This window comes from Pseudoalteromonas sp. JB197 (genome assembly GCF_002332205.1).
Taxonomy (GTDB): Bacteria; Pseudomonadota; Gammaproteobacteria; order Enterobacterales; family Alteromonadaceae; genus Pseudoalteromonas; species Pseudoalteromonas nigrifaciens.
This window is the reverse complement of sequence record NZ_NRGZ01000001.1, coordinates 700,869-717,366: the sequence shown is the minus strand read 5'-3', so window position 1 is coordinate 717,366 and position 16,498 is coordinate 700,869. Positions and strand designations below refer to the sequence as shown.

The 16,498-nt window shown below is 40.0% G+C and carries 14 protein-coding genes; 6 read left to right on the top strand and 8 right to left on the bottom strand.

Annotated features, from left to right (window positions below; translation table 11 throughout):
• Positions 1-218: 218 nt before the first annotated feature.
• A complete protein-coding gene (locus CIK86_RS03340) occupies positions 219-911 on the top strand; it encodes a 2'-5' RNA ligase family protein (protein WP_254910761.1) in 693 nt (230 codons plus the stop codon).
• Between the two features lie 9 nt (positions 912-920).
• Here CIK86_RS03340 and CIK86_RS03335 read toward each other — a convergent pair whose 3' ends face one another.
• From CIK86_RS03335 to prmB, 3 genes are all read right to left on the bottom strand, one after another.
• Positions 921-1,280, bottom strand: coding sequence for a DUF4112 domain-containing protein (locus tag CIK86_RS03335; RefSeq protein WP_041454373.1), 360 nt, complete (start codon positions 1,278-1,280; stop codon positions 921-923).
• A gap of 125 nt (positions 1,281-1,405) precedes the next feature.
• Positions 1,406-2,503, bottom strand: a complete 1,098-nt coding sequence (gene aroC / locus CIK86_RS03330) for a chorismate synthase (RefSeq protein ID WP_086998304.1) — start codon at positions 2,501-2,503, stop codon at positions 1,406-1,408.
• Between the two features lie 105 nt (positions 2,504-2,608).
• Entirely contained in the window at positions 2,609-3,544 is a 936-nt protein-coding gene (prmB, locus tag CIK86_RS03325) for a 50S ribosomal protein L3 N(5)-glutamine methyltransferase (RefSeq protein WP_086998301.1), read from the bottom strand.
• A 123-nt stretch (positions 3,545-3,667) separates the two neighbouring features.
• On the opposite strand from prmB, the gene smrB reads away from it, so the two are divergent.
• Together smrB and CIK86_RS03315 are read left to right on the top strand one after the other, a co-directional pair.
• Positions 3,668-4,225, top strand: a complete 558-nt coding sequence (smrB, locus tag CIK86_RS03320) for an endonuclease SmrB (protein WP_041454372.1) — start codon at positions 3,668-3,670, stop codon at positions 4,223-4,225.
• A gap of 41 nt (positions 4,226-4,266) precedes the next feature.
• Positions 4,267-5,190 (top strand): AEC family transporter, encoded by a 924-nt coding sequence (locus CIK86_RS03315; protein ID WP_086998297.1) that lies wholly within the window; start codon positions 4,267-4,269, stop codon positions 5,188-5,190.
• A 33-nt stretch (positions 5,191-5,223) separates the two neighbouring features.
• On the opposite strand, the gene sixA is transcribed toward CIK86_RS03315, so the two are convergent.
• Positions 5,224-5,694, bottom strand: a complete 471-nt coding sequence (gene sixA / locus CIK86_RS03310) for a phosphohistidine phosphatase SixA (RefSeq protein ID WP_086998294.1) — start codon at positions 5,692-5,694, stop codon at positions 5,224-5,226.
• 192 nt (positions 5,695-5,886) lie between these two features.
• Here sixA and CIK86_RS03305 point away from each other — a divergent pair, with 192 nt between their 5' ends.
• Both CIK86_RS03305 and CIK86_RS03300 read left to right on the top strand, forming a co-directional pair.
• Positions 5,887-8,610 (top strand): insulinase family protein, encoded by a 2,724-nt coding sequence (locus tag CIK86_RS03305; protein WP_086998291.1) that lies wholly within the window; start codon positions 5,887-5,889, stop codon positions 8,608-8,610.
• 64 nt (positions 8,611-8,674) lie between these two features.
• Positions 8,675-10,930, top strand: coding sequence for a bifunctional diguanylate cyclase/phosphodiesterase (locus CIK86_RS03300; protein WP_086998288.1), 2,256 nt, complete (start codon positions 8,675-8,677; stop codon positions 10,928-10,930).
• Positions 10,931-10,953: 23 nt separating this feature from the next.
• Here CIK86_RS03300 and CIK86_RS03295 read toward each other — a convergent pair whose 3' ends face one another.
• Positions 10,954-11,148, bottom strand: a complete 195-nt coding sequence (locus tag CIK86_RS03295; protein ID WP_011327659.1) for a hypothetical protein — start codon at positions 11,146-11,148, stop codon at positions 10,954-10,956.
• A gap of 140 nt (positions 11,149-11,288) precedes the next feature.
• The gene (yeiP, locus tag CIK86_RS03290; RefSeq protein WP_086998282.1) at positions 11,289-11,861 is read right to left on the bottom strand and encodes an elongation factor P-like protein YeiP; all 573 of its coding nucleotides are present in this window, start codon (positions 11,859-11,861) and stop codon (positions 11,289-11,291) included.
• 190 nt (positions 11,862-12,051) lie between these two features.
• Between yeiP and CIK86_RS03285 the strand changes: the two genes are divergently transcribed.
• Positions 12,052-12,438 (top strand): MmcQ/YjbR family DNA-binding protein, encoded by a 387-nt coding sequence (locus CIK86_RS03285; protein WP_086998279.1) that lies wholly within the window; start codon positions 12,052-12,054, stop codon positions 12,436-12,438.
• Positions 12,439-12,781: 343 nt separating this feature from the next.
• Here the strand turns inward: CIK86_RS03285 and fadJ are convergent, their stop codons facing one another.
• Both fadJ and fadI read right to left on the bottom strand, forming a co-directional pair.
• Positions 12,782-14,971 (bottom strand): fatty acid oxidation complex subunit alpha FadJ, encoded by a 2,190-nt coding sequence (fadJ, locus tag CIK86_RS03280; RefSeq protein ID WP_086998276.1) that lies wholly within the window; start codon positions 14,969-14,971, stop codon positions 12,782-12,784.
• Entirely contained in the window at positions 14,971-16,281 is a 1,311-nt protein-coding gene (gene fadI, locus CIK86_RS03275) for an acetyl-CoA C-acyltransferase FadI (RefSeq protein ID WP_086998273.1), read from the bottom strand. Before fadI ends, fadJ begins: the two co-directional genes overlap by 1 nt.
• Between the last annotated feature and the right edge of the window lie 217 nt (positions 16,282-16,498).

The following is a 16,498-nucleotide window of genomic DNA, read 5'->3' as shown; positions in this document are numbered from 1 at the left end:
GGCTTTCGCAGCGAATGTAAAAAATTGGATAGCGGGTTAACACTTCCATGTAACGGCGTTTTATAAAGCCCATGGGGCTTGCTAATAATAGCTATACAAGGTGCTGCCAAATAGCTGGTATTTATACTGTTTGGCGTATTTACTGCTTGAGCAATAACCCTTACCATCACTATAACGACAGAGCTGCTTACTGAAATACTAAAATTATGTTTAAACTAATGAGTATAAAAAAGGTTAAATTTTTATTTATTGCCCTGCTTGGGCTTATGGGTACATCACTGCCTGCTGTTGCAAAAAACATCAGTATTAATGTGTTTGCTATTCCTTCGCAACCAATCATTACTTTAATGGCGCAAACCAGTGATGCATTAAAACAAGCGGGTATGGTTAGCTTTTACGATAAAGGCATGCCGGTACACGCTACTTTATATTTAACTGACTTTGCACCCGGTACAGAGGAGGCAATTAAACTTGCGGTAAAAAACATCATAGCGCAACAACAGCCTTTTCCCATAACCGCTGAAGGCTTTAGCGTAACGCAAAGTAATTGGGCCTTTATTAATTTACAGCCGTCGCGCCAATTACAAAGACTATCTGACGAGGTAACACTTGCCATTGAACCGCTGCGCGAGCGAAATGTTACTGTGCCTACTTGGGTTAAAAACTACCCCAACAAGTTAACTGCATTTAAGCGCTACGGCAGCCCTAATGTTTTTCAAAACTTTCAGCCACATTTAACATTATTAGCTAACGAGAAAAGCCCTCAACTGGCTGTTATAAATAAACAAATACAGGCTAACCCACCTAAAGCACAGGGGCAAATAATAGGTGTAGGTATAGGGATTTCAGATCAGTTTGGTCAACAAAAGCAGGTTATTGCAGAATACTTTTTTAACAAGGGTAAAAGCTAAATTGCTTTATTACTTTTGCTGCGCTAAGTATTTTTTTAGCAGCTGGGTGTTTCGGGTGTTTGCTTTAAAGTAAGCATCAAAAATATCGCCTACTATGGGTAGTAAACCGCCCACAAAGTCGATAAGCATATTAACTAATATACGTAGTTTTATAGTCCAGCTAACACCTAAGCGCTGCGCTTCAATTAATACATAAGCAGATAAAATAAAACCGGCCATATCACCGGCAACGGGCAATAAACCAATAATCGCATCGGCACCAACTTTAAAGTTAGTAAAAGGAATTTTTAAACTGCTGTCGGTAATGAAGCTAAAACGCTCCAGCCTTTTCAATGCAGCTTGTTGCTGAGCCTTTACGTTATTTGTCATTGTCACATTTAGCTCCCTCAAACCTGTTTAATTAACTTTAGTAAAAAAGTTGAACTTGCACTGATAAACAAATACAAAAAACGCGGATCGCCCGCGTTTTTATTATCTACTTAATGTAACTCTAATTATACCGAACCGGGTATCGGCCCATGCTCGTGGTGTACATGTGGGTTTTGTCCACGTTGACGTAGCAAATGATCCATTAAAGTAATGGCCATCATCGCCTCAGCAATTGGCACAGCACGAATACCTACACACGGATCGTGACGACCTTTGGTGATCATCTCAACCGCTTCGTTTTCAGTATTTATACTGTTACCCGGTATGGTAATGCTTGAGGTAGGTTTTAGCGCAATAGAAGCAATAATATCTTGCCCAGTAGAAATACCCGCTAATACGCCGCCCGCATGGTTAGAGGTAAACCCTTGTGGTGTTAGTTCATCGCGGTGCTCTGAGCCTTTTTGCTCAATTACATCAAAGCCGTCGCCAATTTCAACACCTTTAACCGCGTTAATGCTCATTAACGAATGCGCAAGTTCGGCGTCAAGGCGGTCAAATACTGGCTCACCAAGGCCTACAGGTACATTACTTGCCACTACTTTTACTTTTGCGCCTACTGAGTCACCTTGCTTTTTAAGGCCGCGCATATATTCATCAAGCGCTTCTAACTTGCTCACATCAGGAAAAAAGAATAAGTTGTTTTCAACTTCGTTCCAATCAAAAACGTCTGCTTTAATTGGCCCTAACTGACTTAAGCAGGCTTTTATTTCGATACCATGAAATTGTTTTAAATATTTTTTAGCAATAGAGCCCGCAGCAACACGAATTGCCGTTTCGCGCGCTGATGAGCGACCACCACCGCGATAATCGCGCAGGCCGTATTTATGCCAATAGGTGTAATCGCCATGACCTGGGCGAAACACATCTTTAATTTTGCCGTAATCTTTTGAGCGTTGATCGGTGTTTTCAATAAGTAAACCTATGCTAGTACCTGTGGTTTTACCTTCAAATACGCCTGAAAGAATTTTTATCTGATCGTCTTCACGGCGCTGCGTGGTATAACGACTTTGCCCCGGTTTACGACGGTCTAAATCTATTTGTAGGTCGGCCTCGGTGATTTCAAGACCTGCTGGTGTACCATCAACAACGCCGCCTAATGCAACGCCGTGGCTCTCACCAAAAGTAGACACTTTAAATAACTGTCCAATGCTATTACCTGCCATTACTTTTCCTCATTCCTAATGACTACCAATAGCCGAGCTTTACACTCGGCTATTTACTTATATCAATTTATATTCAAATACATATTCTATAAATGATATTGATTTTTATTGTGCAAAATACTCATCAAGTTGCTGTTTGCTAATAACAAACACACCTAAACCACCTTGTTCAAACTCAACCCATTCAAATGGCGCACCCGGATACAATGCATCCATATGTACCATAGAGTTACCTACCTCTACAAACAATAAGCCGTTTGCAGTAAGGTGCTTACTTGCTTCGCTTAATATAGTGCGGGTTACGTCTAGGCCGTCGTGGCCTGAAGCCAAACCAAGTTCTGGTTCATGATGAAACTCACGCGGTAAGTCGGCCATGTCCTCAGCATCAACGTACGGCGGGTTAGCTATGATCAGGTCGTATGTTTGCCCTGGTACACCACTAAACACATCTGACTGAATTGGCAATACTCGTTCACTTAACTGGTAGTCTGTAATATTTATGTCGGCTACTTCTAGAGCTTCATAAGAAATATCAACCGCATCTACCTGCGCATTTTCAAACGCTTGTGCAAGTGCAATCGCGATACAACCAGAACCCGTACATAAATCTAAAATACGCTTAACCGACTCAGGCTCTTCAAGCCAAGGGGTAAAGCGGTTATTAATTAACTCTGCAAATGGCGAACGTGGAATAAGCACGCGCTCGTCTACATAAAATGGCATATTCGCAAACCAAGCAATGTTGGTTAAATACGGCACTGGGGTAAAATCGTTAATACGCTCAGCAATTAAGCCCGCTAAGCTGTTTTTTTCTGTACTCGTTAAACGCGCATGCATTAATTCTTTCGGCGCATCTATTGGTAAGCTTAATGCGGGTAATAATAAATTTACCGCTTCGTCCCACGCATTATCAGTACCGTGACCAAAAAAAATACCAATGCTGGCAAATTGGCTTGTAGTCCAACGTAACCAGTCGTGTAAGGTTGAAAGTTCTGCTACAGCTTCTTCTAGCGTTGCTTCTTCTATTTGTAATTCACTCATGTGTATTGCCTGCCTGCTACTTTCAAAATTATTAATTCAATCGAGGCCACAATCGCCTCCCGATTGCCCTATTGTAACGCCTTTTATCTCGATTTTTACCCTTTTTTTGTTTAGACTGCCGCTATGAAAAAAGATCCTTATTCAAACAGCCCAATTAGCAATGATGACATTGACATGTTTCGTCAAAGTATCACTGGTGCGCGCGTTTTTAAACAAGACACTCACCGCTTTACTAATAAGCCTAAAGTGTCACAAGCAAAGCAGTTTGCCCAGCAAAAAAAGCAACAACAGTCAGAATTCTTCTTTTCGGATGAATATATACCTGATATTGATACCAATGGTACGGTTAATTATGTACAAGATGGCCAAGACCGCTTTTTAGCTAAGCAACTACGCCGTGGTGACTTTGTTCCAGATTTAACCCTAGATTTGCATGGCTTAAATAAAGAGTCTGCAAAAGATGAGCTAGCTGGTTTGATCCACGAATGCAAAAAGAAACATTACTATTGTGCATGCATAATTCATGGCATTGGTGGGCATATACTCAGGCACAAAGTACCGCAGTATTTAGTACAACACCCTGACGTAATTGCAATGCACCAAGCACCGCTTGAATATGGTGGTAAAGGCGCTGTACTTATTTTAATTAATTTACCGCAAAGTGATGAGTTTAGGCGTTAAATAACCACAGCTCTGGTTAAATACTATTTAAGGCGATATTAGTGTCTATTTTTTCAATTATATTTCCGCTGGTATTTATTGTTACTGCTGGTTTTATTAGCACTAAGTCACAATTTTTAGAACAACAACATATAACTGGTATTAGTAAATTTACCTTTTATATTAGTATCCCCGCTTTTTTATTTTTAAATATGGCGCAAGCTAACTTACACAATAGTGTGAGCTTAAATGGCTTTTTAAGTTTTTATATTGCGGTTGTGGGTGTTTTTATAATTGGCGCTTTAATAGACCGATTTTTAATTACTAAGCACAGTGATTATCAACGCCATAGCGTATTTGCTCTTGGTAGTAGCTATTCAAATACCGTACTGGTTGGCTTACCAATAATTATTGCAGCAATTGGCCGTGAAATGATTGGTATAGTATTTATGATTATCACTTTTCATAGTGCATTGTTATTTACTCTCACCTTTTTAGTGAGTGCCAAAAGCGAAAAAAGTGCGTTTTCGTGGCAACAATTTGCCAAAAACATGCTGTTAAACCCTGTGGTACTTAGCATTAGCCTAGGGTTATTGGCTAATGTTTTAGGCCTTACATTGCCACTGGATATTATTAATGGCTTAGATTTACTCTCACAACCCGCTATTGGCTGCGCACTATTTGTGTTGGGAGCTAATTTAGCATTTTATAAAATAAGCCAAAACTGGCAACCCGCGCTAATCGCCACATTATTAAAGCTAGTATTGCTACCCTGCTTAGTATTATTGTTAGGCCGATTTGTGTTTATGCTAGAGGCGCAACTACTCAACGTACTTATATTATTAAGTGCATCGCCTTTAGGTGTTAATGCCTACCTTATTGCTAATCAAATAAAACAACACCAAGCAACGCTTGCCAGCACTGTGGTTATGTCGACCGTTTTAAGTGGTATAAGCTTTACGCTTTGGCTGGCATTTTTATTATAGAGCCTTGATTAGCTAATCAGCTAACGCGTTGCATTACACGTTACCCGGAGCATGAATGCTAAGGTATTCGCTGCGCTGGGTTTGCTCATTATAATTAATTACGGCAACTGCACCGGTATTAAAAATAGGCATATGGCCCACACATAACTGATCAACCAAATAACTTACTATGGGCATGTGCGCCACTACTAGCCAAGTATTACACGCAGGATGCGCCGCTATTAACGTTTCGATGTAATCGGCTGCAATTTGCGGTTTACCTTCAGGTATAATGTCTTTGCAGGTTTCGCTAAATTTAAACGTGTTATTTTTAGCAACCCCTTTTGCTGTTTGTTGAGCTCTAATGTAAGGACTAACTAACAGCGCATCGGGTGCATAGTTTTTTGCCAGCCACAGCCCCATTTTTTCAGCTTCAATATGACCCTTTTGGGTTAACTGTCTCGCTGCATCATCGGCCTGCATTGGCGTTGCTTCGCCGTGGCGCATTATTAAGATTGTTTTCATAATAAATCAACCAATTAAAGAATATAAAACAGTAGCCAATTTGCCCGTTCTTCCGCTATATTAACAAGGTAACACTATTTATTTCTTAAATAGTTCTGTCATGATATTCAGGTAAATCTTATCGCTGTATTTCTCTGTCCTGAAGTTATCATCTGTTGTTAACAAGTAAACATTTAGTTTCAGGAGCATCATTTGAATATCAGTCGCAATGATAACAGAGCCTACCGCGCTCTAACACTGGACAATGGTCTAAAAGTACTCTTAGTGCAAGATAAAGATGCAACAAAAGCCGCTGCGTCTATGGCTGTTAATGCTGGACATTTTGACGACCCTGTTGATAGGCAAGGCTTAGCACACTTTTTAGAGCACATGCTATTTTTAGGCACAGATCAATTTCCTGACTCAGGTAGCTTTAATAATTTTGTATCACAAGCGGGCGGCAATACCAATGCCTGGACCGGAACTGAGCACACTTGCTACTTTTTTGACATTAATAATCAAGAATTTGAACATGCGCTAAAGCAATTTAGCCGGTTTTTTATTGCGCCATTATTAAATGCTGCAGAAACAGAAAAAGAACGTAACGCGATAGAAGCAGAATTTAAATTAAAAATTAAAGACGACGGCCGTCGTATATACCAAGTACATAAAGAAACGGTTAATCCGGCTCACCCTTTTGCTAAATTTTCGGTAGGTAATTTACAAACATTAGCCGACAGAGAGCGCTGCATTAGCGACGAGCTAAGAGACTTTTTTAAGCAGTTTTATCAAGCTCAATACATGACTTTGGTCATATGCGCTAATGAGGAGCTCGACACTCTCCAAGCATGGACAAAACAATACTTTACTGCGGTTTGTGGTAACGCCAAGCAACCAAAACCCGCAATTAGTGCGCCGCTATACCGAGCGCAAGACCTAGGAAAACTGCTGCACATTGAACCTCATAAGCATATGCAAAAGCTTATAGTGAGCTTTGCAATGCCTAATATTGATGACTTTTATCGTCACAAAACAGTGAGCTTTATTGCACACTTACTCGGTTATGAAGGTGCGGGCTCCTTATACTCTATTTTAAAACAGCAAGGCTGGATAAATGCACTTTCTGCCGGGGGTGGCATTAATGGCAGTAATTTTAAAGACTTTAATATTAGTATGGCACTAACGGATGAAGGTATTGAATACTTTGAAGATATTATTGAAATGATCTTTGAGTATATTTGCCTTATTAATAACAATATTGAACAGCTACCGCGCTTATACCAAGATAAAAAGAAGCTATTGCAAATTGCCTTCGATAACCAAGAACAATCGCGCTTAATAGACTGGGTAAGTAACTTAAGCATTAATATGCAACATTACGATCAGCCTAACTACTTACAAGGCGACTATTTAATGGAAGGCTTTAAACACGCCACCCATGAAATGGCCATGCAATGGTTAAAGCCACACAATATGCGCTTGGTACTTATTCACCCCGGGGTTGAGCCTCAACATAAAGCCGCTTGGTATAATACACCTTACAAGGTTGAAAAAATTTCGACTAGTTGGCTCGATGCACTAAGTAACATTAATAAACCACTCAATGAAATGCGCTTACCTGTTGTTAATCCTTATTTAACCAAAGACGTTGAGCTGTTTGATATAATTGAGCCACAAACAAAACCTGAGTTAATAGTCACAGAGCCTGGTTTTGATTTTTGGTTTAAACAAGACAACACCTTTCGCGTTGCCAAAGGTCATTTTTACTTGGCAATGGACTCAGACTTTGCAATAAAAGATGTAAAGCACATGGCACTTACCCGCCTCTTTTCTGATTTATTTATGGATAGCGTTAGCGAGCAATTTTACCCTGCCGAACTTGCAGGACTTAGTTATCACTTAACGTCTCATCAAGGTGGGTTAACACTACATACAGCGGGGCTCTCATCAAGCCAGTTAGAGCTGGTTGATGAACTCATTGATGCTTTATTTAACGTAGAAATTTGCTCTAAACGTTTTGCCGAGTATAAAAAGCAATTAGTAAGGCATTGGCGTAACAGTAATCAAAATAAGCCCGTAGGTGAGCTGTTTAGCATGTTAGGCGCAAAAATAATGCCGTGGAATCCACAGCCAGACGAGTTGGCTGACGCATTAAAAAACACGTGTTTTCAGCAGTTTAATGAATTTAGACAAGACTTTTTTAAAGCCCTGCATGTAGAGTCATTTTTACATGGTAACTGGCAACAAGCTGATGCAATTAGTTTTCAGAAAAAAGTAGCCGCGCACTTAAAAAGCGCCGCTGTAATAGCCGATTTAACACGGCCATTATTTGAAATTAACAAAGTAACGCGCTTTGAGTTAACGCTGCCTTGTAGTGATCACGCTATGCTTATTTACTATCAAGCACAAACCGACTGTGTAAGTGAAAAAGTAAAAATGATGGCGCTAAATCATCTAATCAATCAAGATTATTTTAACGAACTACGCACCACGCAACAGTTAGGCTATTTGGTTGGTGCCGGTTACGCGCCTTTTAACACCCGCGCGGGCATTGTTTTTTATGTGCAATCACCCAAGTTTGAAGCCAAAACAATACTGCAGCGCCATAATAACTTTATTCATGACTATTTGACCAATATCGATAATTTAACCCCACAAGATTGGTTACAACAAAAGCACGGTCTAACCACACATATAGCCGAAGCAGATAAAAACCTGCGACTGCGCTCGCAACGATTATGGTTAGCTATTGGTAATCGCGATCACGAGTTTCATATGCAACAACGCTTGCTTGATGCATTAAATGCATTAACCCTTGCAGATATAAAAGCATACGCGCTAAGCCTTTTTAATGAAAATAGACCTAGATATGAGTTTTTAAGCTCTGCAAAGCCTAATAAAGCGCATAATCAGGCCCTTTACTCGCATTCTCTTTGACAGTGAGTAACGCTTGATTTAGATTGTCGTTTGAAAATTAAATGTTATAAAAACAATAAAAATAATGATCACAATAATAATAAAAATAAGCTTACTATTAGCCCTATTAGTTGCCTCGCATAGCCTATATGCCTTAGAGGCAACTTTTAACTTAAATTTAAATACCGTTGCAATTACGGCAAGCGCAATTATTGTGCTTGTTTTATGCTACATGCTAACGGTTATATATAAACTTAGGCGCTCTCGCTATCAGCTTATGCTTTCTGAACAACGCTTAAAAAGCACTGTAGAAGGCAGTGGCGATACTCTTTGGGATTGGAATATAAAAACCGGTAAAGTACTTCGAATTAACGATAAGTACTTAATGGATTCAATATTATCAACAGAGTTCCCGCCTAATAAAAGCCTTATTCACCCAAGCGACATTTCCCAAGTAGAGTATTTACTTAAAAAACACTTTGCTCAGCAAACTCCTTTTTTTGAAGCGACTTATCGGATTAAAGATCATTTTGGCGGCTGGCTCTGGGTACTCGAACGCGGCAAAATAATAGAAAAAGACACCAACCTTAGTCCCTTACGCATGACAGGCACAGTGCGCGACATTTCACAATTAAAGCTAACCGAAGAGCGCTTAAACCTTTTTGCAAAATGCGTTGAATCGCTAACCGATGCCCTGGCTATTTACGATAAAAACTTTAAGTTAGTCGATATTAACCCCAGCTTTTTAACCTTATTTGGTGGCGTGCGCGAGCAGTACCTTAAAAAAGATTTTAATTTGCCCGGCTACGATAAAAGTTACATTAACACCATTAAAAAAACCGTATACCAGCGAGATAGCCTGCAACAAGAAGTTAAATTACGCAATAGTGCACATGTTTTATTACCCATAGAAATTTCGATTGATGAAATTAGAAATGATCAAAACCAAATAACTAACTATGTCGTTGTATACTCTGATTTAACCGAGCGTAAAAAAGCCGAATCGCAACTGCATAATCTCTCCAATAGAGACCGCACCACCAACCTGCCTAACCGTAATTTGTTTTTTACCGACTTACAAAAATTAGGGCAACTAAACTCGCACCATGCTTTGTTAGTTTTCGACTTAGATAACTTTAAAAAAATAAATGACTCTTTAGGACACCAACTAGGTGACAGCTTATTAGCTAAACTCGCTATGCGGCTAAATAAGCTCACTCGCGAAAATGACGTGTTTTATCGTTTAGGCGGCGATGAGTTTGCACTGGTAATGTCTGATACTAACGACATATATACGATTACCCGCACCGCTAAACAGTTTTTAGCGGCTATTGCTACGCCTTTTAAAATGGCCGGACATGAGCTTGCCATTACCTCAAGCGTTGGCATTGTGTTGTTCCCTGAAGATGGCAATACCCCAGAACTACTATTAAAAAATGCCGACACAGCTATGTACCACGCTAAAAAGAAAGGTAATAGTTATTTGTTTTTTAATGACACCATGAACCGTGAAGCCGTAAAGCGCCTGCAAATAGAAAACCTAATGCGCTTTGGTTTAAAAGAAAATCATTTTGCCGTGTATTACCAACCAAAAATGAATATTCACACCGGTAAACTTGTGGGAATGGAGGCATTAGTACGCTTTATCACGCCTAAAAAAGGCATTATTAGCCCGGGTGTTTTTATCCCAATAGCAGAAGAAACAGGGCAAATAATAGAAATTGGTGAAGTGGTTTTAAATAAAGCCTGTCGCGATGTAAAAGAGTGGCTTGATGCGGGCTTATTTAATGGCAGAGTTGCTGTGAATTTATCGGCAAAGCAATTTAGTTTACCCGACCTAACAACACGTATTGATGTGATTTTACAAAAAAATGCATTGCCCTCTTACTTTTTAGAGCTAGAAATTACCGAAGGCACGGTAATGGACGACCCTAAAGATGCTATCGCAATAATGTGCTCACTCAGCGCCCGAGGTATTCATTTAGCAATGGACGACTTTGGTACCGGCTACTCTTCGCTGGCCTATTTAAAGCAGTTTCCGCTTAATACGCTTAAAGTTGATAAAGCCTTTATCGATGACATGAAAAACGAGCGCGGCCGCAATATGGTCGACTCAATTGTTACTATTGCCCATAACCTTGACCTACATGTGGTTGCAGAGGGCGTAGAGCAAGCGTCGCAAATAGAAATACTCAAACAATTAAACTGTGAAACAGTACAAGGCTACTATTACTCTAAGCCGCTATCAAAAGATGAGTTTACCGAATTTTTAAAACTCCAGCACAGCAAGTCTGTACCTAGTTTAATTAGCCAGATTAAAAAAGTGGCTGTCACTAATTAAAGTTAAAAAACAGAAATAAAAAATTAAGGACGCCATATGCAAGGGTTAATACCTACACTTCGCAGTAACGCACGGCGGTAATGTAAATTAAACAAACACCATGCAACTGGGCCAAGTAAACCCGCTAACAACAACCAACGCTTAACCGGCATGCCCTTTTTAATCGCCTCTAAATACATAATCGCTATAAACACCGCGCTTAATAAAACAAAAATCAAAGCAATACCTAAAATCTGTAAAAATAAGCCGCGTATTTTAACCATAAAATGACTATTTTTAAAGCTATGCACTTACTATTTGAATCCCAGCAATAAAAAAAGCCGAACAAGTCGGCTTTTTAATATAAACAATTAGGCGCTTACTTTTCAGCACGGCCCATAAATTTATGCTCTGCAGTATTGATACGAATGCGATCGCCTATAGAAATATGCTCAGGAACTGAAATATTTAATCCTGTAGACATACGCGCCGGCTTTGAGCGTGCACTCGCCGAAGCACCCTTAATAGATGGGTCGGTTTCTTCCACAACCAGTTCAACACTTGATGGCAAATCTAGGCCAACCGGTGCGCCATCTATTACAATAACGTGCACGCCTTGAGTTTCTTCATTTACGAACAAAATCTCTTCGCTAATAGCCTCTTTACTTAGGTTATATGGCGTGTAATCTTCGTTATCCATAAACACATACTCGTCACCATCAATGTACGAAAGCATAGCTTCACGACGCGTTAAATCAGCAAGTGTTAACATATCGCTGTCTTTAAATGTTTCATCCACTTTGCTGCCCGTTACTACGTCGTATAAACGCATACGGTACAAACTACCACCAGCACGACCTTGTGGAACTGAGCGTACTATATCTTTTACAACTAAAACGCGGCCATTAAAATCAATGGCTGTCCCTTTTTTAACTTCACTCGCCTTTGGCATGAATATATTCCTATTATTTTTGACTCTGAGAAACATACCACGAACTAGATTTTGTTCAACTAAAACTGCTTCAAAACCCCGCTATACTGGATTAACTCATAAAATTATGATTTTTACAAAAATACATATAATCAAACATTAAAAAAACTGTTATGGTAGTTTCATCGAGTATGACTTCAAGGAATGGATCATGGACCAACAAACTGTACATGAGTATTTAGTTAACAAACCACTAGTTAAAGTAACCCAACCTTTTTCTAAAGAAGTTGATGTTTACAAGGTAAACCATAAAATGTTTGCCACCCTTGCACTGGGTAATGATGAAAATAACGACGCCAATGGCGAGCCTATTTGGTGGTTAAATTTAAAATGTGACCCCGACGAAGCGCTAGCATTAAGAGATATGTTTACTGCAGTGATCCCTGGCTATCATATGAATAAACGCCTATGGAATACCATAATACTAGATGGCACAATCCCGCAAAATGAGATTAAGCGAATGATTGATAATTCATTTGATTTAGTGGTAGATAACATGCCTGAAAAAGATAAAAAAATTATCGCCGCCCATCTTTAAGTATCCCATTTTATTTTAAATACGCTTGAAGTACTTCAAGCGTATTTATTACCAATATTTAGCCCCCCCTAAAGCTAAATTCAAACTTCCTGTTATATACCTCGATGCCAAAACACTTTTCAACACACAGCGTTTACCTTTAAATATCAGCAAGTACAAAAACCCACTTTCAAGCAGTAGACAATACTCTCTAAGGGTATGGTTTATTACTTATTCGAGTGATATTTAGTGAGTTTAATAATTTGAGTGGTTAGTAAACTTTTTAATAGGCTTTCGCTTAAATAATTTAGCCATAAAAAAACCGCATATAAAATGCGGTTTTTATTAGTAAATGCTAATTTACTTATTCTTTAGCACTTGGCGCTGCAGCATCGTCAGTGGCTTGCTCTGCAGGCTCTGACTCACCTGTTGGCTCTGTGCTTGGCTGAGCGGCATAAAACTTAGCACCTGACTCTGTCATTGCTACAAGGGTGTCGCAAGGGGTGAAAATTGCATTGCTACTGCCTAATGTAGACATATCTGAGCTTATCTTACTTGCGCCTAGTTTATCCATATAGCTAAATGGTCCGCCGAAGAACGGTGGAAAACCAATACCAAAAATAGCACCAATATCACCATCACGCGGGCTGGCAATAATGCCTTCGTCTAAACAACGAACCGCTTCATTTAGCATTTGTGCGATACAACGTTTGGCAATTTCGCTTTTATTTAAACGTGGAGCTGGGGTAACGTTTAGTAGTTCGTAAACTGACTCATCAACCTTTTTGCCTTTTTTATCGTACTCATAAAAGCCACGACCAGTTTTACGACCAAGGCGTTTTGACTCTATCATACGAGTAAATGCATCGGGTGCTTTAAAACGCTCGCCTAGCTCTTTTTCTAAAATTGGCGCAATTTTAGAACCAATATCAATACCCACTTCATCAAGTAATGCCAGTGGACCTACCGGAAAACCAAACTCAACTAAGGCTGCATCAATTTTTTCAATTGGCTCGCCTGCTAGCATTAAGTTAGCCGCTTCGTTTAAGTAAGGCGCTAAAATACGGTTTACATAAAAGCCGGCGGTATCTTTTACTACAATAGGTGTTTTACCTTGCTTGCGCGCAAAATTTACCACACGAGTAATGGTCTCTTTTGAGGTGCCTGCGTGTGGAATAATTTCTACCAGTGGCATTTTTTCTACTGGTGAAAAATAATGTAAACCAATCACGTTTTCAGGGCGCTGAGCTTGAGCTGCAATTTGCGAAATAGGTAATGACGAGGTATTACTTGCAAAAATAGTATTTTCTTGGCATTCACGCTCTATATCAGCAACCATGCCTTGTTTAAGCTCAAGATCTTCAAATACCGCTTCAATTACTAAATCTATATTTTTAAAACCGCTGTAATCGGTAGCGCCTGTAATACGGCTCATTGTTAGCTGCATTTCGGCTTTAGACATAATGCGGCGCTTTAAGCGCTTATCTAAAATTTTATAGGTGTAGCTCATTGCATTACTAATGCCCTGCTCTGCTACATCTTTAATACGTACCGGTACTTTAGCTTTAACGGCACTTACGTGCGCAATACCTGCGCCCATTAGTCCGCCACCTAACACTGCGGTTTTGTTAATTGCTGGTGCGTCGTCGTTACGCCAGTCTTTTTTCATTTCTGTGGTTGCAAAAAATACACTACGCAGCGCTTTTGATTCATCGCTCATTACCAGCGTTGCAAAGCTTTCAGCTTCGGTTTTATACGCTTTTAGCTTATCGAGCTCTACGCTTGCACGTACTGCTTTAATAATTAAAAGTGGCGCAGGGTAATGTCCACCCGTTTGTTTAATGACGTTTTCTTTTGCTTTTTTAAAGATAAAGTTACGGCCAAACGGATTTGATTCTAGCAACTTGCTCACGGTGTCGAGTTTTGGCTCTTTAGCTGGTGCTTTGCCTTTAGCGGCAAATTCTTTCGCTACTTTTAATAGCACGCTATGTGGTACGCAATCATCTAATACACCGGCTTTTTTAGCTTGCTTTGCACGAATTTGCTTACCAGTTAGCATCCATTCTAAGCCTTTTTGAATGCCAATTATTTTAGTTAAACGCTGAGTACCGCCACCGCCAGGTAATAAACCTAACTGCACTTCTGGCAAACCAATTATGGTAATACTACTGTCGGTGCCTACGCGATAATCACAGGCTAATGCAAACTCTAATCCACCACCTAAAGCAGCGCCATGAATAGCACTAACCGTAGTGAAAGGTAGGTTTTCCATGTCAAAAAATGCATGGTGACATAACTCGCTAATAGCTAAAGCATCTTCACGCTTTTGCACACTATCAAGCATTTTAACGTCAGCGCCAGCAATAAAGTTATCACTTTTACCACTAATAAATACCATGCCTTTTACAGACTGCTGTTTAGCTTCGGCTAGTAAGGCTTTTAAATCATCGGCAAAACTACTGCGCAGGGTATTCATTTTTTCGCCCTGCACATCTATAGTTACTACGGCGATTTTATTTTCATCAACCGTTAAATTAAATACTGAATCTGACATTACGCACTCTCCAATACAAAAGCTGCACCTAAACCACCTGCAGCACAGGCTGTTGTTAATGCTAAACCGCCACCACGACGCTTAAGCTCGTATAAGCTTTGCGTAATTAAGCGAGCACCGGTTGCTGCAAATGGATGTCCATAAGCAAGCGATCCACCTAATACGTTAAACTTATCCATGTTAATTTCGCCAATCGCTTTGCTGCGACCTAAGTGCTCTTGCGCAAACTTATCTGAGGCAAACATTTTCATGTTAGCGAGTGTTTGCGATGCAAACGCTTCGTGCATTTCTATTAAGTCTAGGTCGGCAAGGGTAATACCCGCTCTATCTAGTGCGATAGGCGTGGCATGAGCTGGACCCATAAGCATATCTTTTTCAACACCAATGGCTGAAAACGCAAAACTGCGTACATAACCAAGGATTTCGTAACCCAGTGCTTTTGCTTTGCTTTCGCTCATCATTAATACCGCAGCTGCACCGTCGGTTAATGGGGTGGCGTTTGCTGCAGTTACTGTACCGTGATGGCGGTCAAATACTGGCTTAAGCTTAGCGTAGCCTTCAACCGTTGAGTTTTTACGAATGTTGTTATCTTCTTCAATAAAGCTTTTATATGGCGGTAAGTGCGCCGTCATTACTTCATCTTTTAATTTTCCATCTGCCCATGCTTGGGTTGCTAATGAATGCGAGCGATGCGCTAATGCATCTTGATCTTCACGGCTAATGTTATGTGTTTTAGCCATTTGCTCAGCAGTTTGCCCCATTGAAAGGCCTGTTGAGTACTCTGCAACCGCAGGAGGCACTGGCAATAAGTCTTTTAAACGCAATTTTGAAAATATTTTTAAGCGCTGACCTAAGGTACGCGCTTTATTTAAATCAACTAAACTGCCTGCTAATTTTTTGCTCACGCCAATGGGTAGTACCGATGAAGAATCGGCGCCACCAGCAATACCTACAGTAACAGAGCCGGCCATAATAGACTCAGCAACGTTGGCAATAGCCTGAAAACTAGTCGCACAGGCACGTGATACTGAATACGCATCAACCGATACCGGCATGCCAGTACCTAATACAATTTCGCGTGCTATATTTGGTGCTTCTGGCATTTGTACTACCTGACCAAATACAAGTTGATCAATTTCTGACTTGTTGAAATTTAATCGCTCAAGCATTTCGTTAACCACAAGTTTACCCATATCAAGTGCAGGTACATGGTGGAACGCTGTTGCTTGCTTGGCAAAAGGTGTACGTAGGCCGCTAACTATGGCTATACGATCGCCTTTTGGTGTTTTAAGTATGTTTTGCTCAGACATTAATTATGCTCCCGCTGACAGGTCTGACCTGTTTGTTTTACTCGATTCTAAACAACCCGTGTACTAAAGCCAATAGATAAACTGAAATTTATCGATTAGTAGGCAAATAAAATTCTCTAAGACCTACTATATAAGTACTACAATAGGCTTTTTTAGACGCATTTACAAAGTTTTGTGATAGGCTAAAAGTCGTTAATAAATAACGAACTATTTTTAA